The following is a 22,002-nucleotide window of genomic DNA, read 5'->3' as shown; positions in this document are numbered from 1 at the left end:
CACCCGTCGGGGTTATCGCACCAAAGCGAACATTTGCGAATTAAAACTTTGACAAAACGCGCAGCGAGGCGCGATAACCGGCGCATTCCAGCCAGAGGCGCCCATGGTTTCCGAGCCGATTCCCGAACCCGCCTACGATGTGTTCGTCATAGGCGGCGGCATCAACGGAGTGGGCATTGCGCGGGACGCAGCCGGTCGCGGGCTAAGCGTCGCATTGGCGGAGATGGGCGATCTCGCGCAGGCCACATCTTCTGCCTCGACAAAACTGTTTCACGGCGGCCTGAGGTATCTGGAGTATTTTGAAATCGGGCTGGTCCGGAAGGCGCTGGTCGAGCGCGAGGTTCTGTTGCGCGCGATGCCGCACATCAGTTGGCCGATGCGCTTTGTTCTTCCCTGGCACCCGGACATGCGGTTCGAAGGCACGACGCCCACCTCGCGGCTTCTGTCCGTCGTCATGCCGTGGTTACGCGGGCGCCGGCCGGCCTGGCTTATCCGGTTTGGTCTGTTCCTCTACGATCATCTCGGCGGGCGGCGGATTCTGCCGGGCACACGCACGCTGGACCTAGGCCGGGATAAGGCGGGTGAGCCGTTGATGTCCAAGTTCCAGCGCGCTTGGGAATACTCCGACTGCTGGGTTCAGGATGCTCGCCTCGTCGTTCTGAACGCACGCGACGCCGAGGCGCGGGGCGCGAAAATCATGACCCGTGCCAAGGTCACCGAGGCCCGGCGCGACGGCGATGCATGGGAAGTGACCGTCGCGCTGAACGGCCGGGAGAAACGCTTTCGCGCTCGCATGCTCGTCAATGCCGGCGGCCCGTGGGTCGAGAGCGTCATCCGCGACGTCGCGCATCTTGAGCCACGCGCCCATATCCGGCTCGTCCGCGGTTCGCACATCGTGACGCGCCGCCTCTTTGACCACGACCGGGCCTACTTCTTTCAGGGAACCGACGGCCGCATCATCTTCGCCATTCCCTACGAGGAGGACTTCACGCTGATCGGCACCACCGACCGGGACCACGAGGGCGACCCGTCCGAAGCTTCCTGCACCGATGCCGAGCGCGATTATCTCTGCGCCTTCGCATCGCAATACTTCGAACGGCCGGTAACTCCCGAAGACGTGGTCTGGAGCTATTCCGGCGTGCGGCCTCTCTACGACGACGGCGCGAGCTCGGCCACCGCGGCGACGCGCGACTACGTCCTGACGCTTAATTCGGAGGGCGCACCGCTCCTCAACGTCTTTGGCGGCAAGATCACGACTTACCGCAAGCTCGCCGAAGCGGCGTTGGCGAAGATCGCGCCTCACTTAGGCGTAACCAAGGGCAACTGGACAGCGGGCGTGCCGCTTCCGGGCGGCGACTTCCCGGTCGACGGAGTGGATGCGCTGGCCGAGGTGCTCGCCGCGCGCTGCCCGTTCCTTGCGCCGAAAACGGTCCGTCGGCTGATCCGCACCTATGGTACCGAAGCGGAAGCTGTATTGGGTCTCGTCGAGTCTAAAGCCGATCTCGGCCGAGACTTTGGCGCGGGCTTGACGGAACGCGAGGTCCGCTGGCTGATGGCCAAGGAATATGCCCGGACCGCCGAGGATGTGCTCTGGCGCCGCACCAAGCTCGGACTTCGGATGAGCGCCGATGAGATTGCCGCGCTCGACGGCTGGATGGCGGAAAGGGGGACGACATGACGTATATCCTTGCGATTGATCAGGGAACGACATCGAGCCGGGCGATCGTTTTCGACGCCGCAATGAAAGTGAAAGCCGTCGCGCAGGAGGAGTTTCCTCAGTACTTTCCTGCGTCCGGCTGGGTGGAACACGACCCTTCCGACATCTGGTCCTCGGTCGCCGCGACCACCCGGGCTGCGATCGAGAAGGCGCGCGTCGGCGTCAATGACATCGCCGCCATCGGAATCACCAACCAGCGCGAGACGACGCTCGTCTGGGATCGCAAGAGCGGCGAACCGATTCACAACGCCATCGTCTGGCAGGACCGCCGAACCTCAGAGACATGCCAGCAGCTCAAGGCCGCAGGCCATGAGCCGATGGTTACCGAACGCACGGGCCTTCTGCTCGACCCCTACTTTTCAGGCACGAAGCTCGCTTGGATTCTCGACAACGTCGATGGCGCGAGAGCGAAGGCAGCGGCGGGCGACCTGCTCTTCGGTACCGTCGATTGCTTTCTCATCTGGAAGCTGACGGGTGGCAAGGTCCACGCGTCCGATGCCACCAACGCGGCTCGCACGCTGCTTTACAATATTCGGGAGGGGCGCTGGGACGACGACATCTGTAAGCTCCTGAGCATTCCCCGATCGATGCTGCCCGAAGTGCGCGACTGCACAGCCGCCTTCGGCCACAGCCGCGCCGATCTCTTCGGGCGGGAGATCCCGATCTATGGCGTGGCGGGCGACCAGCAGGCCGCGACGATCGGTCAGGCCTGTTTTCGGCCGGGCATGATGAAGTCGACCTACGGCACCGGTTGCTTCGCGCTCCTCAACACCGGCGAAACGCCGGTCGCGTCGAAGAACCGGCTGCTGACGACCATCGCCTATCAGTTCGACGGAAAGCCGACCTACGCGCTCGAAGGGTCGATCTTTGTCGCGGGCGCCGTTGTCCAGTGGCTGCGCGACGGGTTGAAGATCATCGGCAATGCCGGCGAAACCCAGGCCCTCGCCGAGAGGGCCGATCCGGCGCAGGAGGTCGTGCTGGTTCCCGCCTTCGTCGGGCTCGGCGCGCCCTACTGGAACGCGGATTGCCGCGGCGCGGTCTACGGGCTGACCCGCAACTCCGGCTCCGCCGAGTTCGTCAGGGCTGCGCTTGAAAGCGTCGGGTACCAGACGCGCGACCTGCTGGAAGCGATGCGGGCTGACTGGGGCGGTGCGGCCAAAGGTGTCCTGCGCGTGGATGGCGGAATGACAGCGTCTGACTGGACGATGCAGTTTCTCTCCGACATCATTGGCGCGCCGGTCGATCGGCCCGAAGTCCTGGAAACGACCGCCCTCGGCGCGGCCTGGCTCGCCGGATCGCGCGCAGGCGTCTATCCGGACGCTGATGGATTCGCGAAGGCATGGGCGCTCGACAAACGGTTTGAGCCGGGGATGGAAGAGACGGAGCGGACGGCGAAATACGCCCGCTGGCAACGCGCCGTCAACGCGACTCTGCGGGTATGATATCACCGTTCGCGATTGCTCAGCCGAAGCGCATCCGGTTCGGTCGAGGTGAGTCTAATGCGGCGGTGCCGGAAGTCGCGGCGATGGGCACACGCGTGTTCCTCGTCCACGGCCGCGATCCGTCACGTGCCGATTGGCTGCGTCTGGCATTGAAACAGGCTGGTCTAGCAGTGACTTGCAACGCCTGTCCCGGCGAGCCGACCCTCCCGATGCTCGAGACCGCCGTTGCTGCGGCCAAGGGGTCCGACCTCGTCGTCGCGCTGGGCGGCGGCGCGGCGATTGATCTGGGCAAGGCGGTGGCGGCTCTCGTGCCCGCGCCGAGTGACGCGAGGGATCACCTCGAAGTGGTGGGACGAGGCCGCCCGCTCGCGGCCGAACCCTTGCCGTTCGTCGCCATTCCGACCACGGCCGGGACCGGCGCCGAAGTCACGAAGAACGCCGTGTTCGGCGTGCCGGAACATCGCCGCAAGGTCTCACTCCGCGATGACCGGATGATCGCCGATCTCGCTGTTGTCGATCCCGCCCTGACGGATGACTGTCCGGGCCTGGTGACGCTCGGATCCGGTCTCGACGCGATAACCCAAGTGATCGAGCCTTTTCTCTGCACGCGGGCGAACGCCTACACGGACGCGCTCTGCCGTGCGGCAATCCCCACCGGACTTGGGGCGCTACGCCGGTTAATGAGTGACGAAGACCCTGGGGACCGGGACGCGATGGCGTGGGTCAGTCTGTCGGGCGGGCTCGCGCTCGCCAATTCCGGGCTCGGCGCGGTGCACGGTCTCGCCGGCGTCATCGGTGGCACGACGGGCGCCCCGCATGGGGCGATCTGCGGCGCGCTCCTGCCGCATGTCTTGCGGGCCAACGCCGCTGCGATATTGCCGGGCACATCTCAGGCGGAGCGCTTCGACGATGTATTCCGCTGGATTGGCGAGGTCTTCGGTGAAGCGGACGGGGTCGGCGCGCTCGAGGCTTGGATGCACGAGGCCGGCCTGCCTCGTCTGTCGGCACAAGGACTCGACCGCGCCGACTATGCAGTCATGGCGGACGCCGCGCGCGCCTCATCCTCCATGTCGGGCAATCCGGCACCCTTGGACACCAACGACCTAAGCGCCATTCTCCGCGCTGCAGGCTGAAGGCTCTCCACTATTGTTCACGGGCGCGCTGCGGATTACATCGGTCCCCATGAAACGCTTTATCCCCTTTCTCAAATCGCCGCCTCGGGTCGCGGTGATCCGCCTTCAAGGCGTCATCTCCGCCGGCGGGCGTATGGGGGCGGGGCTGAACGACGCCACGCTCGCGCCTATGATCGAAAAGGCGTTCCGGCGCGGGAAACCTGCTGCCGTCGCCCTCGCGATCAATTCGCCCGGCGGTTCGCCTGTACAGTCGGCGCTCATCGCCGCCCGCATCCGCAGGCTTGCGGCGGAGAAAAAGATCACCGTTCATGCCTTCGTCGAGGATGTGGCGGCCTCGGGCGGCTACTGGCTGGCTACGGCCGGTGACGACATCTGGGTCGACGACAGTTCCGTCGTCGGGTCCATCGGCGTCATTTCGGCAAGCTTCGGATTTCCCGACCTTCTCGCCCGTCACGGGATCGAGCGGCGTGTGCATACCGCCGGAAAATCGAAGAGTTTCCTCGACCCTTTCCGCCCTGAAAAGCCCGAGGATGTTGCGCGCCTCAGGACGATCATCGAGCCCATACACGACGCCTTCAAGGCGCAGGTGTCCGAACGGCGTACCGGAAAGCTGCCTGCCGACCGGGATCTTTTCACTGGAGATGTTTGGGTCGGGAAAGCCGCTGTCGACGAGGGGCTGGCCGATGGCGTCGGACATCTCGTCCCGAAGCTGAAATCGCTCTATGGCGACAAGGTCAAGCTCGTGCCTTACGGCGTGAAGCGTTCCTTGTTCCAGCGGCTGAGTGGCCGGCTGCTCGGCGACGCGATCGACCTGATCGAAGAGCGGGCGATCTGGGCGCGCTACGGACTTTGACATGATCATCAAGATCGTCACGTTCTTTCTGATTGGCATCGCGATCCTCGCGCTGTTCGGACGGTTGCGGCTGCCGTGGCAAGGACCCAGGAAACTGCGAGCGGCACGCTGTCCGAACTGCGGCCGTCCGCAGATCGGGCAAAGACCGTGCGATTGCGGTGGCAAGGCGTGACGGGCAGGGCGCTCGTCACCGGCGGGGCGCGGCGGCTCGGGCGTGCCATGGTGCTTTACCTTGCTGGCCGCGGCTTCGACGTTGCCATCCATTTTGCCAGTTCCGAGCGGGACGCCAAGACCGCTACCGAAGAGGCGCGGGCCTTGGGCGCTCGCGCCGAGACGATCCAGGCCGATCTGCTCGTCGAAGCGGAGACTCGGGAACTCGTCGCGCACGCGGCCGAGGCGCTGGGCGGACCGCTGTCGGTCTTGGTCAACAACGCGTCCATCTTCGAGTACGACAACATACGTAGTGGTACGCGCGAAAGCTGGGACCGGCACATCGAATCCAATCTGCGCGCGCCCGTCGCGCTGACTCAGGACTTCGCCGCGCAGGCGCCTCAGGCGGCGGAGAACGGGGGGGAGCTGTTGTCGCGCGCGCTGGTCGTCAACATGCTCGATCAGAGGGTCATGAAACTCACGCCCGAATTCATGTCCTACACGATTGCGAAGATGGGGCTTTGGGCGTTTACCCAGACTGCCGCGCGCGCACTTGCCCCCAACGTGCGAGTGAACGCGATTGGTCCCGGTTCGACGCTTCAAGGATTAGGACAGACCGAGGAACAGTTCAGGGCGCAGCGCGCCGGCTCGATCCTCAAACGCGGAGCGAACCCCGAGGATATCTGCGCGGCGCTTGGCTACCTTGTCGACGCGCCGGCCGTGACAGGGCAACTCATCTGTGTCGATGGGGGGCAACATCTCGGCTGGACATCGCCGGATATTTTGGGTGTGGACTAGCGGTTTCTGGCTGTCCGGAACCTCTTCTGGGCTTGACTTGTCCACTTGTAAACGCCGGATGACAAACAGGTAACGATTCTTTCAATGCTTTCAGGGATTTGCGCAGATCACGAAAAATACCGTTCATTTTCAATGCCTTGAAGGAGCGCACAAAAAATAGGCAAAGTGACGAAGCCTGCCGAAAACAACAGAAAATTACCGGTGCCCAATTCTTTTCGACAAAGTTATCCACATTTTCCGTGGAAAGGTTTTCTCTTGATTTTGGGCAGTTAAGATTGCAGCCCGAACCGAGAATCGGTGGCCGGAATCGCAGGTTGAAGCGCTATGGTTGAATTGACGTCGGGGAAGGCCGCCGGTCACACTCTGATCCAGTCGTATCTCAGAACACTGACCGGTCAACCGGGGGTCTACCGCATGCTCGATGCGGAGGGCCGTGTGCTCTATGTCGGCAAGGCGCGGAACCTCAAGGCACGGGTGTCGAACTATGCCCGGCCCGCTGGCCATTCACTCAGGATCCAGCGGATGATCCACGCGACCCATTCGATGATGTTCCTGACGACGCGGACAGAGACTGAGGCTCTGCTTTTGGAGCAAAATCTGATCAAGCAGCTCAAGCCCTACTTCAACGTGCTGTTGCGCGACGACAAGTCTTTCCCGAACATCCTAGTGTCGAGAGAGCACGAATTCCCGCAGATCAAGAAGCATCGCGGCGCGAAGAAGGAAAAGGGGAACTACTACGGCCCGTTCGCGAGTGCGGGGGCAGTGAACCGGACTTTGAATCAGTTGCAGAAGGTGTTTCTTCTCCGAAACTGCTCGGACGCGATGTTCCAAAGCCGTACGCGGCCCTGCCTACTCTATCAGATCAAGCGGTGCTCGGCGCCATGTGTAGGCCATGTGACCAAGGAGGAATACGGCACGCTCGTCGCTGACGCCGAGCGCTTCCTGCAGGGGCGCACGACCCAGGTGCAGGCGAAGCTAGCCGAAGACATGGCGGTGGCTTCGGAGGCTTTAGAGTACGAGCGAGCAGCAGCGCTTCGCGACCGGATCAAGGCGCTGACGCAGGTGCAGTCGGCTCAGGGAATCAACCCGCGTGGCGTGGCTGAGGCGGATGTGGTCGCGCTTCATGCGGAGGGCGGTCAAGCCTGCGTGCAGGTCTTCTTCATCCGCGCAAACCAGAGCTGGGGCAACCGCGACTTCTACCCCAAGACCGGGGCGGGGGCGGAGGAGGCCGAAGTACTTGAAGCCTTCCTCGGCCAATTCTACGCAGGCAAGGAGCCGCCTAAACTAATCCTCTTGTCGCATCCAATCGAGGACGCTGATCTGATGACGGAGCTGCTGTCGGACCGCGCCGGTCGGAAAGTTGAGATTGCGGTGCCTCAGCGGGGGGAAAAGTTGGAACTCGTCGAGAATGCGGCGCGGAATGCCCGAGAAAGCCTCGCCCGGCGCATGAGCGAAAGCGCGGCGCAGTCGAAGCTCTTGGAGGGGCTGGCGGAGGCGTTCGACCTGGACGCAGCGCCGCGACGGATCGAAGTCTATGACAACTCACATATCCAAGGCGCACATGCGGTAGGCGGGATGATCGTCGCGGGACCGGAAGGTTTCGAAAAGGGCCAGTACCGCAAGTTCAACATCAAAGGGACGGATCTGACCCCGGGCGACGATTTCGCAATGATGAAGGAAGTGTTGTCTCGCCGCTTCCGGAGACTTCTGAAGGAAGACCCGGACCGCGAGAGCCAGGCGTGGCCGGATCTCATCTTGATCGACGGCGGAGCTGGGCAGGTCTCGGCGGTCGCCGAGATCATGGAGGACCTGGCGGTCGAAGATGTGCCGATGATCGGGGTCGCAAAGGGACTCGACCGCGATGCGGGAAAAGAGGAGTTCCACCGCCCCGGCAAGCCGCCCTTCGCGCTGCCGCACAATTCACCGGTGCTCTACTTCATTCAGCGGCTTCGCGACGAGGCGCATCGCTGGGCCATTGGCGCACATCGGGCCAAGCGGGCCAAGTCTGTGGGCGCGACGCCCCTTGACGAAATCCCGGGCGTGGGCGCAGCGCGCAAGCGGGCGCTACTGACACATTTCGGCTCGGCCAAGGCGGTTAGCCGCGCGGGGCTTGAAGACCTGAAGGCTGTGGACGGGATCTCCGCCGCGATGGCGCAGACCGTCTACGATTTCTTCCACGCCGAGGGGTAGCCACGCAGCCCGCATCTACTCGTCACAGGAAACGGCTTCCAAAGCGGCCCTGAGCGCATCGCCTTCCGCTTGTGACATGTAGCGACTCCAGCCGAGGCGGTAGACCATTCCGTCGTCGGCACCGTTGATGTACTCGGCTGCAACGCTGCCATCGGCGTTCAGCACAATAATGCGCCCGAAATTCTCCTCTTCGACCAGAATACGGCCATCCGGCATCTGGTCGGCCAACCCCTCGTGCACCGTGCGAATCTCGGCCGCCGCGAAAGCCTCGGGCTGGTACGCTTCGACCGCGTTGGACCCCAGGTCCACATGCAGCACGCGGTTGAAACGGCCTTCCGGTACCGGCATCAGCTTGGGGTTCATCGCGTTGTCGAAGATCACGACCTGTCCATCGCCGACAATATCGATATCGTGCTGAAAGACCCAAGGCCCTGTTTTAAGCCACAAGATCTTGCCGGTCGACGGCCGGAACAAGAATACGGCTGAGCGGTGCCGGATGCTGACAAGAAGGTCGCCGCGCCGCCATGCCGTGCCCTCTGTCATCACGGGCTGAATGTCATTCATATGGATGGGGTCGCTGTCCTTTTCGCCCCCCATTCCAGACAACAGCCACTCATAGCCGTTCTCCAGAAGCAGCCGCGACACAGAGTACTCTTCCTTGATTTCGCCTTGCGGCGTCAACCGAACGATCGAATCGTCGGTCAAGTCTCCACCGCTCCACGGCACGCTTGCAGGAATCTTGATGGCCGGAATCCAGATGTCGCCCTCCGGGCCAAATTCGGAAGAATGGTGAAATATCCGCGGATTGCCCCAGATACGCTCTCCGCAGGCGCTTACCCTGACCGCAGGTGAGCTGTGGTCCTTGATTAGCAGATCGCCGTTGGGAAAGGGCAAAGGATGGATGGCACGGAACCGGTCGGTAGTGATCTTCGATCCAGCGCCGTAGCCGGGGCCGGGCGTCAATCCCTCGAACAGCGTCCCGGCATCTAGCGCCCAGGTGAATTCGGTCGAGAAGTCGGAAAGGTCGACAAGCTCCACGCTGTGCCCGCGCCGATCGCCGTCGTAGCGCGATAGAAGAAGGTAGCCCGGCAGCGGTTGCGCGCCGTTCTGCCAGCCGCGCAGTCCCGCAAAGCGACTCTCGCCTTCGCGGGCGCGCATCGGGTCTGTGCGGCTCCATTGTCGCACCGTGGATGGGATGCTCGCGACCGCAAAGGCCGCTTCGCCGACAATGCCGAACCTGTCGTGACCCAACGCGCGATTCCGGACGATGATCCCGAAGACGACTGCGCCAATGAGCGTGAAGATAAGGATGACACCGACGACCCACAACTCGACTTTGCGGAAGAGAAATCGTTCCATTAACCCCCCATCGACACCCAGGCTTAGTAAGCCGTCTCCGAGCTGAGATGCGGCACAGCTGACAGCGTGACTATTGCCGATTTGGCGGCGAAGGCCAATTGCCTGACGCACCGGCCGGCGATGCTCGGCGATCTGCTGGACGCTGCAATCCCCCTTTCATCCCCCGGGCCCCGACGATACGGTTCCGCCATGAACTGGACGATCCCGAACGTTCTGACAATGCTTCGCCTTCTTGCCGCGCCGGGCGTGGCAGTGATGTTCCTGTATTTTCACCGCCCGTGGGCCGACTGGTTCGCGCTCGCGCTTTTCGTCGGCGCGGCGGTGACGGACTATTTCGACGGCTATCTTGCGCGGCTCTGGAAGCAGGAATCGAAGTTTGGCGCCATGCTCGACCCGATCGCCGACAAGGCGATGGTGGTTATCGCGATCATGGTGATCACCGGGTATTCCGGGATGAATCCCTGGCTGATCCTGCCCGCCGCAGTGATCCTCTTCCGCGAGGTCTTCGTCTCTGGGCTCAGGGAATATCTCGGTTCAACCGCGGGACTTCTGACGGTCACGAAGCTCGCCAAATGGAAGACGACCGCGCAGATGATCGCAATTGCTGTGCTGTTCCTCGGCACCGGGCTTGAGCATCTCGAAGGAATCGCGCGACGCGGGATGACGCCCGAGGAATATGCGGAAATGGTGACGGCCGGGCTGGCCGATCCGATCCGGTCCTGCGGCGTCAGGGGCTGTTCGTCCTATGCCACGATGGTCGGGCTCGGCTTGATCTGGGTGGCGGCGGCACTCACATTCATTACCGGATGGGACTACTTCCGGAAGGCGCTGCCCTTTCTGAAAGACGACGCATGATCGACGTCCTCTACTTCGCGTGGGTCCGCGAGCGCATCGGCCAGCCTCGAGAGCGGGTGGAGACACAGGCGACGACGGTTGCCGAACTCGTCGAGGAGCTTCGCGCCCGAGAAGAGCGCTACGCGCTTGCCTTCTCGGACATTTCTGCGCTCAGGGTCGCGCTCGATCAGGAGCTTTCGGACTTCTCCGCGCCGCTCGACGGGGTTCGCGAGGTCGCGTTCTTTCCTCCCATGACCGGGGGCTAAGAATGCGAATCCATGTTCAAAGGGAGCCCTTCGACTACGGCGCGGAATGCGCAAATTTCGGCCAGGGTGGGCGCGACGTCGGCGCGGTCGTGACCTTTCTCGGCGTGGTCCGCGACGACAGCGGTAAGCTGGCTGCGATGGAAATAGAGTACTACCCCGGCATGACCGAAAGGGCGATCGCGGCGATCGCCGACGAAGCGCGGACACGCTGGGGCCTTGCCGATCTTCTGATCATCCACCGCCACGGCCTGCTCGCGCCCGGCGAAGCGATCATGATGGTCGCCACAGCCGCTCGGCATCGGGCGGCTGCGTTCGACGCGGCCGAATTCCTGATGGACTATCTCAAGTCCCGGGCGCCATTCTGGAAGAAAGAGATCGGTCCGGACGGGGCGAAGTGGGTCGCCGCAAAAGACGCCGACGAAGACGCGCTGGGGCGTTGGTAAGCTGCTCTAGTCCGATCCACCCCTCTGTTCAACGCAGTACCCAGAGATTGGGTTTCGGCTTGTCGTTCTCATACATGCGGAGTTTCTTCGAGCTCACGCGCTCGAACTGCCAGCACGCGCTGCCGCTGCCCCAGTCCTCACACCACCGCCCGTCCTTCACAAACCACTTCGACTTGCCCTTCTGACCGCCAAAGTCGACGTTGATGGCGCCGCATTCCTTGCCACCCTTGTAGGCGCTGTAGGCTTGCGCCCGGCGCGTGCCATCATTGCTGGTCCCGTCGATGATGGAGCCGGGGATCGTTGCCAGAAGTTCATCCTCGGACATGAACTGCTGCGCGGCAACCGGCGCAGCGAGAAAAAGGGCCGCGATCGAAAGTGCGGCGGCAGAACCGAGGTTTTCGACAAGACGGCAAATCGAGAGACCAGGATCGTTCCACTCCCTCTAGTTTCGATCCGCGCGCCGGTGGCGCGCAGCGCGCCCAGCGGACGCCACCTCAATATACATAGAATCGGTGGACTCAAGAAAGACCACTCAGCGCTGGCTCATCCGCTCGATATAAGCCCTGAGCTCTTCGGCCTCGTGCCGGGCCTCGCGCAGTCCGTCCATTGCAGCGCGCTGTTCCGCCTGGGACTGGTTGAGCTGGTTCGCCAGCTCCGCCTCTCGGGTCTCCATGTAGCGGATCGCCTCGTCGCGCGTCTCCTCGGCCTCGTGCAGGTCGCGCGCCATCTTTTCCAGCTCGCCCATGTCGGCCTGGGTTACGCGGCTCAGCCGGTTCAGGATCCAGCATGCGAACCAACCCAGCCCGAAGGCGATGAAGAGAATGATCGCGGTGGCAAAGACAAGCTCGGTTCTGTTCATGGCCCTGCTTTCGCCTCCTGCGCGCCGTCGGTCAAGCCCGCGTTTCAGGTGGCGCGGCTGCCCGGTCTCAGTCCGTCGCTTCGGGTCGTTTCCTCGGACGGATCGTATCACCGTCTGGTGTCTGGACCTCGACGACGATCGCGGGGCCACCTTCAGACGTGACTTCGCCCTGGTCTTCACCTTCGCCCGCAACTTCGCTTGAGGCAGGGCGCAGAAGCCGGAACTCGATCCGCCTGTTCGCCTCGCGGCCTTCGTCGGTTCCATTGTCGGCGATTGGGACGGTTTCGCCGTAGCCAACCGCCGTAAGATTTCCGGTCAACACCCGGCGTGACATCAGCGCGCCGATCACAGCCTCGGCCCGTTCTTGGCTAAGCGAAAGGTTCATCTCCTCCCGCCCCTGGCTGTCGGTATGACCGGCGATTTCCATTGGAAAGTCCGCGCAGTCCCTCATCCGATCGGCGATCTTGTCGAGCGTGTCCTTGGCATCTATTGCGATCTGGGCCGAGCCGGGTTCGAAGTTGATCTTTGCGAAGGCGAGGATCTGGTTGAGCTCGGTTTCGCATTCCTCGTCGGTGGGTAGCCCGAGAAGCGGGTCGAGTTTTTCGTCGTAGCGGATGTTGAGATCGAATTGTTGGGCATCACCGAGCTTGTCCGACAGGATGCGCGCTACGGCGTCGCTTGCGGTGGTCGAACCAGTCACCCCGGTGATCCGGATCAGGGCGGGACGCACGATAACCGACCCGTACGAAAGCTCCCCCATCGCCTCAAGCGCCGCGAGGACACGCACCGGCCAACCCGGCGGCACCTCGGGATCGAGCCGCATTGCCGCGTAAACTTTCGCGCCGCCAAATCGGGCGCGCGCGAAACTTTCGACCGCCTCGCGCGACAACTCGCCACCTAGGCGGCCGCGCAGATCGAGCCGCCCGTCCTCGCTGAGCGTCGCCGAAAATTCCTTGATGCCGGTATCGGCCGAGGGCGCTTCGGGTTCGGGGGTTAGCACCGCATGCAGCGAAAAGACCTCGGGCAGATTGGATTCAAGCTCGCCTACCACGCGATCGAACGCCTCCTGGCTGACCGTGTCCGCCGCGATCAGCGAGATGTCTGCATCCGAGTAGGTGATCGATCCGGCCCCGAGATCCTTCAGTGCGGCAATCCCCATCGTCACCGCTTCGGCCCAGTCCGGCGTCGGCACCCCGAGACCGATCGTGCAGGCGGACTTTCCGCTGGCCCCGGCTGCGACGGCCGCCGCGATGATCCGGTCGCGGGCGCGTTCGCTGTCGGCAGAGCAAGCGTCGAACCGTGTGCTCTGCTGGTCGATGATGAAGCGCAGCGTGAAGGGCGTGATCACCGGGCGCGGCGCCGATATGTCGAGCACCAGCCGAAGCCCGCGCGGGGCTTTGCGGCTGAGTTCCGATTCGATCCGCGCCTTCTCGGCCGCGCTGTCGCTGATGGCGGTAACCGAAATGCGCGTGGCGCTGATCGAGACCTTGGACCGCGGCAGCACCGCGAGCGCCTCGATGCCAAACTCGACCGCTTCCTTCCAACCGTCGGGAACCGGATGGGACGCCGCTTCAAGCATGTCGGTCACGCTGCCCGTGCCGGCGACGTTGGTCAACTGGGCGACGATCTGGGCGCGGTCGGCCGCTTCCGGCACGAGCCCGATGAGAGAAATGCCATCCGCGTTGCGCAAGATCTCGATCACGAAATCGGGCGCAGCGATCGCGGCGGCGTCGGTGACATCCATCGCGTCTATCAGCCGGTCGGGATCGACGACCGCGCCCGCAGTCGAAAGTGCACGAAAACGCGCCGTTTCGGTCGGCGCCGTGCCGGACAGCATCACCTGCAGGCCGTCGGTCGACACTTCAGCCCAACCATGACCCGCTCCGGAAAGCGCCTCGATCACGCCGGCGGCCGAGCGGCGCTCCACCACCTCTGCCGCCCAGGCAGCCGTCAAGATACTGAGCCCGGCGGCGAGCGCGAAGATCAGCGGTGCGACCAGGCGGGGCGGCAGCGTGCGAAGTGGGTTCAAACGCATGGGATAACAGGGAATCGCCGTAACAAGTTTACGGGCCTTCCATAAGGGCCGCTCGAGTTCGGATCAATCACAGCACCGCTGCCGCGGCAAGAAACAGCGCAGCGATAAGGCCGGTATCCCGATTGCTGCGGAATATGCGAAGGCAGCCCGACGGGTCGTCGATGTCGAGCTTCCGCATCTGCCAGAGGAGGTGCCAACCCATCGCCCATGGCGCCGCGAGCGCAAGTGCCAGCTTGGCCGGACCGCTTGCGGGCAGGAGAGCCACAAGAATCGCGACCGTCATCAACGTCACCGCCAGAATGAGGAACAGGCCAAGCCACTTGCCGGTCGCCGCGCCGAAAAGGCGCGCGGTGGATTTCACGCCGATCAGCACGTCGTCCTCTTTGTCCTGATGTGCATAGATCGTGTCGTAAAAGAGCGTCCAGGTAATCCCGGAGGCGTAGAGCAAGATCGCCGGCCACTCGATTCGACCGGCATGGGCGGAATAGGCGAGGATTGCCCCCCAGTTGAAGGCGAGACCCAGGAAGAGCTGCGGCCACCAGGTGAAACGCTTCGCATAGGGGTAGATCGCGACGAGGCCGAGCGAGGACAACCCGACGAGAACCGTAAGCCAGTTGTAGGAGACGAGTACCAACCCCGCGAGGCCCATCTGAACAAACATCCAGACGACCGCCTGTTTCACCGACACCTGGCCCGACGGGATTGGCCGCGATCGCGTGCGCGCCACGGCCGCGTCGAAGTCGCGGTCGGTGATGTCGTTCCAAGTGCAGCCCGCCCCGCGCATCAGCCATGCACCGATCGCGCAACCAAGGATAATCCAAAGATCCCAAAGCCGCCAATGATCGCGCGCCGCAGACAGCGCGACGCCCCACCAGCACGGCAGCAGCAGAAGCCACGTCCCGATCGGCCGGTCCGCACGCGATAGCCGCAGATAGGGCCGCACCGGCTCTGGTGCCCAGCGGTCGACCCAGTTGCCGCTCACAGCGTCGGCAACCTGCCCGTCGGGCTCTGGCGTTTCTTCGGGCGCGCTCATAATGTCCGGCTCATGTCCAAGGCGAAGATCAGGCTCTGTGTAGACCAGCAGTTCGGGCAGGGGCAATCGGTTCGGTTGAGCGAGGCGCAAGCGCATTACCTGTTCGGTGTGATGCGAGCACGCGTTGGGTCGCGGGTGCTGCTATTCAACGGGCGTGACGGCGAGTGGTCGGCCGAGATCGCGGAGGCCGGGAAGCGCAAGGGGGCGCTGACCTGTCTTGAGCAAACGCGTCCGCAGTCTCAACCCCCTGACCTCTGGTTGATCTTCGCACCCGTCAAGAAGGCGAGGACCGATATCATCGTGGAGAAGGCGGTCGAACTCGGGGTTGCCCGGCTCCTGCCGGTCACAACCGAGTTCACGAATTCCGAACGCCTGCGTCGCGACAGGGCCGAGGTCCATGCACGTGAAGCGGCTGAGCAATGCGGCGCGGTCCACGTACCGACAGTGGAGAATGTCGTGCCGCTGACGCGGCTGCTTTCGAAGTGGGACCCGGTGCGCCGGATCCTGTGGGCTGATGAAGAACTGGCAGGCGAGGGGAAACCGCCCGCCGAGCTTCTTGCCGGGCGACCCAAGGGGCCATGGGCGATCCTGATCGGACCGGAGGGCGGTTTCTCGGAGGGCGAGCGGGCCCGGCTCCGCGCCTTGCCGTGGATCCAGCCGATGGCGCTCGGCCCACGGACCCTGCGCGCCGAGACAGCGGCGATCGCGGCGATCTCGCTTTGGCAGGCGCATCTCGGCGACTGGGCGGCGCCATGATCCGCCCAGAAGTCCTGGCCTTTCTTCGCCGCTGGCGAGAAGCGCTTTCGGCCGCTGCAGCGTTCACGTTCGGACTTTGGCTCGCTTCGCTCGGGGGCTGGCTTTTGGTGCCCTTCGGTGTGGTCTTGGCGGCGCTTTCTCTCGGCTGGACAGTGATCGCGCTGCGCCGCCTCAGGTTCTTACGAGGGGTCGCGGCGCCGGGCGTCGTCGAAGTTGATGAAGGTCAGGTCGGTTACTACGGGCCGAGCTTTGGGGGCTTCGTAGCGCTTGCGGATCTTGCCGAACTGCGGCTGACGGAGCGGCACGGGAGCCGGCAGTGGCGTCTCAAGACCCGGAACGGGGAAGTGCTTCTGGTGCCTGTCGACGCCGCCGGCGCCGAGAAACTCTACGACGCATTCGCGGCATTGCCTGGCATCGACATGGCCGCTCTCGCCGCCGCGCTCGACAATTGCGTCGGCACTCTGCCACTCTGGCGACGGCACGATCAATCACTCGCAATAGAGTAGCCGATCACGAATTGTCATCGTCGCGCACATCCAATACGCGCCCGCCGGGGTTGACTTGGCCGCGCTCGCGTTTCAGGTCTATTCGTCCCATTCAGGCGGAAGATCGAGGCGCCAATGTCCATTCCTCAATCCGGCGGCGGCCCGATCGAGCGGTTCGAACAACTCGCTGAGTACCTGGAGGCCGGCTGCAAATCCGTGGCCGACTGGCGGATCGGGACCGAGCACGAGAAGTTCGGCTTCTGCAAGGACACGCTCAAGCCGCTGCCCTACGACGGTCCGCGCTCGATCCGCGCAATGCTGGAAGGGCTTCGTGACCGCTATGGCTGGCAGGCGATCGAGGAGCAGGACAACATCATCGGTCTTGTGAAGGACGGAGCAAATGTGAGCCTCGAGCCGGGCGGCCAACTGGAACTTTCCGGTGCGCCGCTGGAGACGATCCACCAGACCTGCGACGAGGTGAACGAGCATCTGCGCGAAGTGCAGAGCGTCGCCGACGATATCGGCGCCCGCTTTATCGGCCTTGGCGCTGCCCCGATCTGGACGCATGAGGACATGCCGATGATGCCCAAGGGGCGCTACCGGCTGATGACCGATTACATGGGTCGTGTCGGCACGCACGGCACGCAGATGATGTACCGGACCTGCACGGTGCAAGTGAACCTCGACTTCTCGTCGGAAGCCGACATGGTGAAGAAGATGCGCGTGGCCCTGGCGCTGCAGCCAGTCGCGACAGCGCTCTTCGCCAATTCGCCGTTCTTCGAGGGGAAGCCGAACGGCCACAAGTCCTGGCGAAGCCGAATCTGGCGGAACCTCGACGACGCCCGGACAGGAATGCTGCCGTTCATGTTCGAGGACGGCGCCGGTTTCCAGCGCTACGTCGACTATGCGCTCGATGTGCCGATGTACTTTGTCTATCGCGACGGCAAGTATGTCGACGCCCTGGGCCAGTCGTTCCGCGATTTCCTGAAGGGGGAGCTTCCCGCGCTGCCGGGCGAAAAGCCGACGCTGAGCGACTGGGCGGATCACCTTACGACCATCTTCCCGGAGGCACGCCTGAAGAAGTTCATCGAGATGCGCGGGGCAGATGGCGGGCCCTGGCGCCGGCTCTGCGCATTGCCTGCGCTCTGGGTCGGCCTGCTCTACGACATGTCGGCTCTCGACGCAGCTTGGGACATCGCGAAGGGCTGGGATGCGGAAACGCGGTCCGCCCTTCGGGTCGCGGCATCGGTCGACGGGCTGCAAGCCGAGGCGCACGGAGTGAAGATGCGCGATGTTGCGCGCAATGTGCTCGCTGTAGCAGAAGCGGGGCTAAAGGCGCGCGCAAAACCCGGCGCGGACGGCATGATCCCGGACGAGACGCATTTCCTCAACGCGCTTCAGGAAAGCGTGGAAAGCGGGAATGTGCCCGCCGACGAACTTCTGGAGAAGTACCGCGGCGAATGGAACGGCGATTTGACCCGGATCTACGCCGAATACAGCTACTGACGCGGCACGCGAGGCATCGACGACTTTCCGTAGCCCTCTTCAAGCGGATCGTCCCCGTAGCCGTTCTGTCCCTTGTCGCCTTCGGTGGCGAACCACCAGATCAGCAGGATCCAGCCGATGATCGGGATCAGCCAGATCAGAAGCCACCAGCCTGACCGGCCCGTGTCGTGCAGTCGCCGGGCGCCGACCGCGAGCGAAGGCAGCAGCACCCCGAGAGAGTAGAGCGACGACAGCGGCTGCGGTCCGGCCATCATGCCGTGGCCGAAGCCAAAGAACACGCCGTCGATCACGTTCAGAACAGCGTTAACGATCAAGTTGAAAAGCGCGAACCACCAGAACTCTGCCCGTCTGGCGCGCCCGGTGAAGGTCGCGTATTTCTGAAAGCAGGTGCGGACGGCGGTCTTGATGTCCATGAACGCCTCTCATTTTCGTTCCGGTCCGAGATTCTCGCGCGGGCGGGCGTTTGTAAAGATCTCAAACCTCGATGGGCTTCACGCCAATCACGAAGGCGCGCACCTTCGCCTCCAACATCTCACAGGGCCTTAGCTGGTCGCCGCGCGCGAGACGGTAGTGATTGAGGCTAACATAATCCCTACCGCCAAGTTCGCGTGCCACCAGCTTCACGCTGCGATCTTCGGCAAGAACGGCTTTCTCAATCCTGTAGCGCCGCCCCTCGAAGATGCCCTCGCTGTAGCTTTCGGGGATCGCGTCAAGCGCGGCGCGGAAGAGGTCGGTCACTTCTTCCCGCCGATCCTCGGTTCGGTTCCCGCCTTGAGGCGTTCGATGTTCGGCAGATGCCGGACGTAGACGAGCGTGGCGAGCGCCACGATCAGAATCACCATCTCCCGGTGTCCTAGCACGCCGGCCCAGACTGCGGCCAAGGCCGCCATGACGAGCGCCGAGAGAGAAGAGATACGCGAAATCAGCGCTGTCAGAAGCCAGGTCGCGCAGGCCGCGATGCCCACAGGCCAGGCGAGCGCAATGAGCGTGCCGAGGAAGGTCGCGACGCCCTTGCCGCCCTTGAACTTCAGCCAGATCGGATAGAGATGGCCGAGAAATGCACCCAAGGCAGCGATCTGAGCCGTATCCTCTCCGATCGTTCCGCGCGCCAGAAGAACCGCAACGGCGCCCTTGCCGCCGTCAAGCACGAGTGTCGCGAACGCAGCAGGCTTGTTGCCCGTTCGCAGCACGTTGGTGGCTCCGATATTGCCCGACCCGATGCGGCGGAGATCGCCAAGGCCCATGAAACGGGTCACGATCACTCCGAACGGAATCGAACCCAGCAGGTAGCTCAGCACTGCGGTCAGCAGAAGAAGCCCGGCGCCGCTTGTGAAGTCTGGCATGTCAGCCCTCGCCACCGAAGACGCGCACACCGCCGACCCAGGTGCCAAGCACCTTGCCCTCCATTCGGTGCCCGTCGAAAGGAGTGTTCTTCGATTTGGAGCGCAACTTGAACCTATCCAGTACGAAGGGCGCATCGGGATCGAAGAGAACCAGATCGGCTGGCGTGCCTTCGGCCAATCGCCCGTGCGGGAGACCAAGGCGCTTTGCCGGATTCAGCGCCATTGCGCGGAACAGCTGTGGCAAGGTCAGTTGACCCGCGTGAAATAGCCGCATAGCGGCGGGCAGGAAGGTCTCCAGCGCCACCGCCCCACTCGCAGCTTCCTCATAGGGCAGCCGCTTGGATTCCTCATCCTGCGGCGTGTGCATCGAGGAGATGATGTCGATCAGGCCTGAGGCCACGGCTTCAACAACCGCGAGCCGGTCATCTTCCGGCCTGAGCGGCGGCTTTACCTTGAAGAAAGTGCGGTAGTCGCCGACGTCGAATTCGTTGAGTGTCAGATGATGGATCGACGTCCCTGCCGTCACGTCGAAACCGTTTGCCTTGGCGCGTTCGAGGGGCGGCAGCGCGCGAGCGGTGGTGATCTGGTCGAAGTGGTACTTCGCCCCGGTCATCTCGACCATACCCATGTCGCGGTCGAAGCCGATGCGCTCGGCCATGGGCGAAACGCCGGGCAGGCCCCGGAGCGAAGCGAACTTGCCGGAGGTCGTGGCTGCGCCGTTCGACAGGATCGGTTCCTGCGGATGACCCATGACCAGCGCACCGAGCGATTTCGCATAGATCAGCGCGCGGCTCAGCACCTTGGTGTCCGCCACCACGCTGTCGCAGTCAGTGAATGCGATGGCACCCGCGTCAAGGAGGAACCCGATCTCCGTCATCTCCCGCCCCTCGCGGCCCTTGGTCAGCGCCGCCATGTGACGGATGCGGACCGGAGAGGCCTCGGCCGCGCGGCGGGTGACGAATTCAAGCGTCTCGGGCGTGTCGATTGCTGGATGCGTGTCGGGCCGGGCGATGATCGTGGTGACGCCTCCCGCGGCGGCGGCGAGGCTGGCGGAGCGGAAGCTCTCCTTGTGCCGCTCGCCCGGCTCGCCGACCTTAACGCCCAGATCGACGATGCCGGGGGCAAGACACTTGCCGCCGCAGTCGATGACCGTCGTGCCTTTTGGCGGGTTCACATCGCCGACCGCAGCAATGGCATCGTTCTCGACGAGGAGACTGCCGATGGTTTCGGTCAGAGCCTCTGGGTCGATGAGAAGGGCATTTGTGAGGAGAAATGTCATGCGGTTCCGTTCTGGATCTTTCGCATCAGCTCGTAAACCTGCTTCGCGTCCGCGATGTAATCGAAGCCGATCCGGATCCGCTCACGGCTGTCCTCGTATTCGTGCAGTTCGTCTGCGAACAGAACGCTAGCAGGGGCCTCGCCGCGCAGCTCTAAGTCTGTTGCGCCGGTGATCATGTGCGACGTCACGCTGCGCGCGCCCAACTTTGTCATTGCGATAAGGGCGCGGCGGTTGGTCAGCGCATATCGGGTCCTCCGGCGGTCAATTGCGTCTGCGAGGTAAACGCCCGCCACCATGTATAGACCGCCCAGAAAGAAAACTGATGCCAGCGTCCAATGGACGACCGACAGCAAGTCGAACCCCAAAGCTCGGCCGCGAATAAGTTCGAAGAGGCCAACGCCGAGAAATACGAGCCCGAAAGCCGATACCACCCAGTATTGCGGCAAGAAGCGGATCGATGCATTCGGCCGCCCGTGCCAAAGGAGGCGCTCGCCATCGGCAAGGTCCGCGTCCCAACCGGCTGGTTCGCTTGTTTCGCTCACACCATTACACCCGCTGCCTGCCGCCCGCGCTCGGCCCGGAGGTTCCGTGCAAGAAGATCCATGCAGGCCATGCGCACGGCCACGCCCATCTCGACCTGGTCCTGAATGACCGAGCGGTTGATGTCGTCCGCGATCTCCCCGTCGATCTCGACGCCCCGGTTCATTGGCCCGGGATGCATGACGATGGCGTCCGCCTTCGCTGCCGCCAGTTTCTCGGCGTCGAGCCCGTAACGGTGATAATACTCCCGCTCGGAGGGGATGAACCCACCGTCCATGCGCTCCTTCTGGAGGCGAAGCATCATAACCACGTCGGCGCCCTCGAGCCCCGCCTTCATGTCTTCATGGACCTCGCAACCCAACTCGGAAACGCCGGAGGGCATCAGCGTCGGCGGACCGACCAGACGGATGCGATTTTCCATCTTGCCGAGCAGAATCAGGTTCGAGCGGGCAACGCGGCTATGGGCGATGTCGCCGCAAATCGCGACTGTAAGGCGCTGGATGCGGCCCTTCGCCCTGCGGATCGTCAGTGCGTCGAGCAGCGCCTGGGTTGGATGTTCATGCCGCCCATCGCCTGCGTTCAATACCGAGCATTTGACCTTTTGCGCCAGAAGATCGACTGCGCCTGAGGCCGGGTGGCGCACGACCAAGAGATCGGGTTGCATCGCGTTTAGAGTGAGCGCCGTGTCGATCAGCGTCTCGCCCTTCTTCACCGACGAATGCTGAACGCCCATGTTCATCACGTCCGCCCCGAGTCTTTTGCCGGCCAGTTCGAACGACGCCTGGGTGCGGGTCGACGGCTCGAAAAACATGTTGATCTGGGTCATCCCCTGCAGCGCGTCGGCATGCTTGATTGTGCGCTGGTTCAGTTCGACATACTTTTCGGCCAAATCGAGAACTGCGCGAATCTCCTCCGGGGCCAGATGTTCAATCCCGAGAAGGTGACGTGCGCGGAATGTCATGAAGGTCTCCGGTCCCCGTT

25 protein-coding genes are annotated in these 22,002 nt (G+C 63.5%); 14 read left to right on the top strand and 11 right to left on the bottom strand.

The annotated features are described in order from the left end of the window. Positions 1-103 precede the first annotated feature (103 nt). The 7 genes from glpD to uvrC all read left to right on the top strand — a co-directional run bounded on the left by glpD (position 104) and on the right by uvrC (position 8,283). Positions 104-1,678, top strand: coding sequence for a glycerol-3-phosphate dehydrogenase (glpD, locus tag DEA8626_RS12245; RefSeq protein WP_108853525.1), 1,575 nt, complete (start codon positions 104-106; stop codon positions 1,676-1,678). Further along, positions 1,675-3,159 carry a glycerol kinase GlpK gene (gene glpK / locus DEA8626_RS12240; protein ID WP_108853524.1) on the top strand — a complete coding sequence of 495 codons (1,485 nt, stop codon included), beginning with the start codon at positions 1,675-1,677 and terminating at the stop codon, positions 3,157-3,159. The genes glpD and glpK overlap by 4 nt, the downstream gene beginning before the upstream one ends. After that, a complete protein-coding gene (locus tag DEA8626_RS12235) occupies positions 3,159-4,292 on the top strand; it encodes an iron-containing alcohol dehydrogenase (protein WP_108854042.1) in 1,134 nt (377 codons plus the stop codon). Before glpK ends, DEA8626_RS12235 begins: the two co-directional genes overlap by 1 nt. A gap of 49 nt (positions 4,293-4,341) precedes the next feature. Then, complete coding sequence (locus tag DEA8626_RS12230; RefSeq protein WP_108854041.1) at positions 4,342-5,145, top strand: S49 family peptidase; 804 nt, start codon at positions 4,342-4,344, stop codon at positions 5,143-5,145. 1 nt (position 5,146) lies between these two features. Beyond that, a complete protein-coding gene (locus DEA8626_RS21075) occupies positions 5,147-5,317 on the top strand; it encodes a hypothetical protein (RefSeq protein WP_181366437.1) in 171 nt (56 codons plus the stop codon). Continuing rightward, complete coding sequence (locus DEA8626_RS12225; protein WP_108853523.1) at positions 5,314-6,093, top strand: SDR family oxidoreductase; 780 nt, start codon at positions 5,314-5,316, stop codon at positions 6,091-6,093. The genes DEA8626_RS21075 and DEA8626_RS12225 overlap by 4 nt, the downstream gene beginning before the upstream one ends. A gap of 324 nt (positions 6,094-6,417) precedes the next feature. Next, the gene (uvrC, locus tag DEA8626_RS12220; protein WP_108853522.1) at positions 6,418-8,283 is read left to right on the top strand and encodes an excinuclease ABC subunit UvrC; all 1,866 of its coding nucleotides are present in this window, start codon (positions 6,418-6,420) and stop codon (positions 8,281-8,283) included. Positions 8,284-8,298: 15 nt separating this feature from the next. Here the strand turns inward: uvrC and DEA8626_RS12215 are convergent, their stop codons facing one another. Further along, entirely contained in the window at positions 8,299-9,321 is a 1,023-nt protein-coding gene (locus tag DEA8626_RS12215; RefSeq protein ID WP_181366436.1) for an arylsulfotransferase family protein, read from the bottom strand. A 57-nt stretch (positions 9,322-9,378) separates the two neighbouring features. Between DEA8626_RS12215 and DEA8626_RS21070 the strand changes: the two genes are divergently transcribed. The 4 genes from DEA8626_RS21070 (at position 9,379) to DEA8626_RS12200 (ending at position 11,185) form a co-directional block, all read left to right on the top strand. Continuing rightward, a complete protein-coding gene (locus DEA8626_RS21070) occupies positions 9,379-9,645 on the top strand; it encodes a hypothetical protein (protein WP_181366435.1) in 267 nt (88 codons plus the stop codon). A gap of 186 nt (positions 9,646-9,831) precedes the next feature. Next, positions 9,832-10,497, top strand: coding sequence for a CDP-diacylglycerol--glycerol-3-phosphate 3-phosphatidyltransferase (gene pgsA / locus DEA8626_RS12210; RefSeq protein ID WP_108853520.1), 666 nt, complete (start codon positions 9,832-9,834; stop codon positions 10,495-10,497). Beyond that, entirely contained in the window at positions 10,494-10,742 is a 249-nt protein-coding gene (gene moaD, locus DEA8626_RS12205) for a molybdopterin converting factor subunit 1 (protein WP_108853519.1), read from the top strand. The genes pgsA and moaD overlap by 4 nt, the downstream gene beginning before the upstream one ends. A gap of 2 nt (positions 10,743-10,744) precedes the next feature. Then, a complete protein-coding gene (locus DEA8626_RS12200; RefSeq protein ID WP_108853518.1) occupies positions 10,745-11,185 on the top strand; it encodes a molybdenum cofactor biosynthesis protein MoaE in 441 nt (146 codons plus the stop codon). A gap of 28 nt (positions 11,186-11,213) precedes the next feature. Here DEA8626_RS12200 and DEA8626_RS12195 read toward each other — a convergent pair whose 3' ends face one another. The 4 genes from DEA8626_RS12195 to ubiA form a co-directional block, all read right to left on the bottom strand. Next, positions 11,214-11,510 carry a hypothetical protein gene (locus DEA8626_RS12195; RefSeq protein ID WP_108853517.1) on the bottom strand — a complete coding sequence of 99 codons (297 nt, stop codon included), beginning with the start codon at positions 11,508-11,510 and terminating at the stop codon, positions 11,214-11,216. Between the two features lie 207 nt (positions 11,511-11,717). Next, a complete protein-coding gene (locus DEA8626_RS12190; protein ID WP_108853516.1) occupies positions 11,718-12,044 on the bottom strand; it encodes a hypothetical protein in 327 nt (108 codons plus the stop codon). Between the two features lie 67 nt (positions 12,045-12,111). Further along, on the bottom strand, positions 12,112-14,079 hold the full coding sequence (locus DEA8626_RS12185) for an OmpA family protein (protein WP_108853515.1): 1,968 nt from the start codon (positions 14,077-14,079) through the stop codon (positions 12,112-12,114). 67 nt (positions 14,080-14,146) lie between these two features. After that, entirely contained in the window at positions 14,147-15,112 is a 966-nt protein-coding gene (gene ubiA / locus DEA8626_RS12180) for a 4-hydroxybenzoate octaprenyltransferase (RefSeq protein WP_108853514.1), read from the bottom strand. A gap of 12 nt (positions 15,113-15,124) precedes the next feature. On the opposite strand from ubiA, the gene DEA8626_RS12175 reads away from it, so the two are divergent. The 3 genes from DEA8626_RS12175 to DEA8626_RS12165 all read left to right on the top strand — a co-directional run bounded on the left by DEA8626_RS12175 (position 15,125) and on the right by DEA8626_RS12165 (position 17,859). After that, complete coding sequence (locus DEA8626_RS12175; RefSeq protein WP_108853513.1) at positions 15,125-15,868, top strand: 16S rRNA (uracil(1498)-N(3))-methyltransferase; 744 nt, start codon at positions 15,125-15,127, stop codon at positions 15,866-15,868. Next, positions 15,865-16,374 (top strand): hypothetical protein, encoded by a 510-nt coding sequence (locus tag DEA8626_RS12170; protein WP_108853512.1) that lies wholly within the window; start codon positions 15,865-15,867, stop codon positions 16,372-16,374. Before DEA8626_RS12175 ends, DEA8626_RS12170 begins: the two co-directional genes overlap by 4 nt. 114 nt (positions 16,375-16,488) lie before the next feature. Next, positions 16,489-17,859 (top strand): glutamate--cysteine ligase, encoded by a 1,371-nt coding sequence (locus DEA8626_RS12165; RefSeq protein WP_108853511.1) that lies wholly within the window; start codon positions 16,489-16,491, stop codon positions 17,857-17,859. On the opposite strand, the gene DEA8626_RS12160 is transcribed toward DEA8626_RS12165, so the two are convergent. From DEA8626_RS12160 to DEA8626_RS12135, 6 genes are all read right to left on the bottom strand, one after another. Next, positions 17,853-18,272 (bottom strand): DUF805 domain-containing protein, encoded by a 420-nt coding sequence (locus DEA8626_RS12160; RefSeq protein WP_108853510.1) that lies wholly within the window; start codon positions 18,270-18,272, stop codon positions 17,853-17,855. The genes DEA8626_RS12165 and DEA8626_RS12160 overlap by 7 nt on opposite strands. A 61-nt stretch (positions 18,273-18,333) precedes the next feature. Further along, the gene (locus DEA8626_RS12155; RefSeq protein ID WP_108853509.1) at positions 18,334-18,597 is read right to left on the bottom strand and encodes a hypothetical protein; all 264 of its coding nucleotides are present in this window, start codon (positions 18,595-18,597) and stop codon (positions 18,334-18,336) included. Beyond that, entirely contained in the window at positions 18,594-19,202 is a 609-nt protein-coding gene (gene plsY, locus DEA8626_RS12150; RefSeq protein WP_108853508.1) for a glycerol-3-phosphate 1-O-acyltransferase PlsY, read from the bottom strand. Before plsY ends, DEA8626_RS12155 begins: the two co-directional genes overlap by 4 nt. A gap of 1 nt (position 19,203) precedes the next feature. Next, complete coding sequence (pyrC, locus tag DEA8626_RS12145) at positions 19,204-20,481, bottom strand: dihydroorotase (RefSeq protein WP_108853507.1); 1,278 nt, start codon at positions 20,479-20,481, stop codon at positions 19,204-19,206. Next, positions 20,478-21,023 carry a hypothetical protein gene (locus tag DEA8626_RS12140; protein ID WP_108853506.1) on the bottom strand — a complete coding sequence of 182 codons (546 nt, stop codon included), beginning with the start codon at positions 21,021-21,023 and terminating at the stop codon, positions 20,478-20,480. The genes pyrC and DEA8626_RS12140 overlap by 4 nt, the downstream gene beginning before the upstream one ends. Beyond that, positions 21,020-21,982: an aspartate carbamoyltransferase catalytic subunit gene (locus DEA8626_RS12135; protein WP_108853505.1), complete on the bottom strand. Its 963-nt coding sequence runs from the start codon at positions 21,980-21,982 to the stop codon at positions 21,020-21,022. Before DEA8626_RS12135 ends, DEA8626_RS12140 begins: the two co-directional genes overlap by 4 nt. Positions 21,983-22,002: the final 20 nt, after the last annotated feature.

The organism is Defluviimonas aquaemixtae (assembly GCF_900302475.1).
Classification (GTDB): Bacteria; Pseudomonadota; Alphaproteobacteria; order Rhodobacterales; family Rhodobacteraceae; genus Albidovulum; species Albidovulum aquaemixtae.
The sequence above is the reverse complement of the archived record's forward strand: the minus strand, read 5'-3'. Positions and strand labels throughout refer to the sequence as shown.

Bases quoted from the DNA above. Each gene is read 5' to 3' on its own strand.
- glpD (WP_108853525.1), top strand. From the start codon at position 104: ATGGTTTCCGAGCCGATTCCCGAACCCGCCTACGATGTGTTCGTCATA.
- glpK (WP_108853524.1), top strand. From the start codon at position 1,675: ATGACGTATATCCTTGCGATTGATCAGGGAACGACATCGAGCCGGGCG.
- DEA8626_RS12230 (WP_108854041.1), top strand. From the start codon at position 4,342: ATGAAACGCTTTATCCCCTTTCTCAAATCGCCGCCTCGGGTCGCGGTG.
- DEA8626_RS21075 (WP_181366437.1), top strand. From the start codon at position 5,147: ATGATCATCAAGATCGTCACGTTCTTTCTGATTGGCATCGCGATCCTC.
- uvrC (WP_108853522.1), top strand. From the start codon at position 6,418: ATGGTTGAATTGACGTCGGGGAAGGCCGCCGGTCACACTCTGATCCAG.
- pgsA (WP_108853520.1), top strand. From the start codon at position 9,832: ATGAACTGGACGATCCCGAACGTTCTGACAATGCTTCGCCTTCTTGCC.
- moaD (WP_108853519.1), top strand. From the start codon at position 10,494: ATGATCGACGTCCTCTACTTCGCGTGGGTCCGCGAGCGCATCGGCCAG.
- DEA8626_RS12200 (WP_108853518.1), top strand. From the start codon at position 10,745: ATGCGAATCCATGTTCAAAGGGAGCCCTTCGACTACGGCGCGGAATGC.
- DEA8626_RS12195 (WP_108853517.1), bottom strand. From the start codon at position 11,510: ATGTCCGAGGATGAACTTCTGGCAACGATCCCCGGCTCCATCATCGAC.
- DEA8626_RS12190 (WP_108853516.1), bottom strand. From the start codon at position 12,044: ATGAACAGAACCGAGCTTGTCTTTGCCACCGCGATCATTCTCTTCATC.
- DEA8626_RS12185 (WP_108853515.1), bottom strand. From the start codon at position 14,079: ATGCGTTTGAACCCACTTCGCACGCTGCCGCCCCGCCTGGTCGCACCG.
- ubiA (WP_108853514.1), bottom strand. From the start codon at position 15,112: ATGAGCGCGCCCGAAGAAACGCCAGAGCCCGACGGGCAGGTTGCCGAC.
- DEA8626_RS12175 (WP_108853513.1), top strand. From the start codon at position 15,125: ATGTCCAAGGCGAAGATCAGGCTCTGTGTAGACCAGCAGTTCGGGCAG.
- DEA8626_RS12170 (WP_108853512.1), top strand. From the start codon at position 15,865: ATGATCCGCCCAGAAGTCCTGGCCTTTCTTCGCCGCTGGCGAGAAGCG.
- DEA8626_RS12165 (WP_108853511.1), top strand. From the start codon at position 16,489: ATGTCCATTCCTCAATCCGGCGGCGGCCCGATCGAGCGGTTCGAACAA.
- DEA8626_RS12160 (WP_108853510.1), bottom strand. From the start codon at position 18,272: ATGGACATCAAGACCGCCGTCCGCACCTGCTTTCAGAAATACGCGACC.
- plsY (WP_108853508.1), bottom strand. From the start codon at position 19,202: ATGCCAGACTTCACAAGCGGCGCCGGGCTTCTTCTGCTGACCGCAGTG.
- pyrC (WP_108853507.1), bottom strand. From the start codon at position 20,481: ATGACATTTCTCCTCACAAATGCCCTTCTCATCGACCCAGAGGCTCTG.
- DEA8626_RS12135 (WP_108853505.1), bottom strand. From the start codon at position 21,982: ATGACATTCCGCGCACGTCACCTTCTCGGGATTGAACATCTGGCCCCG.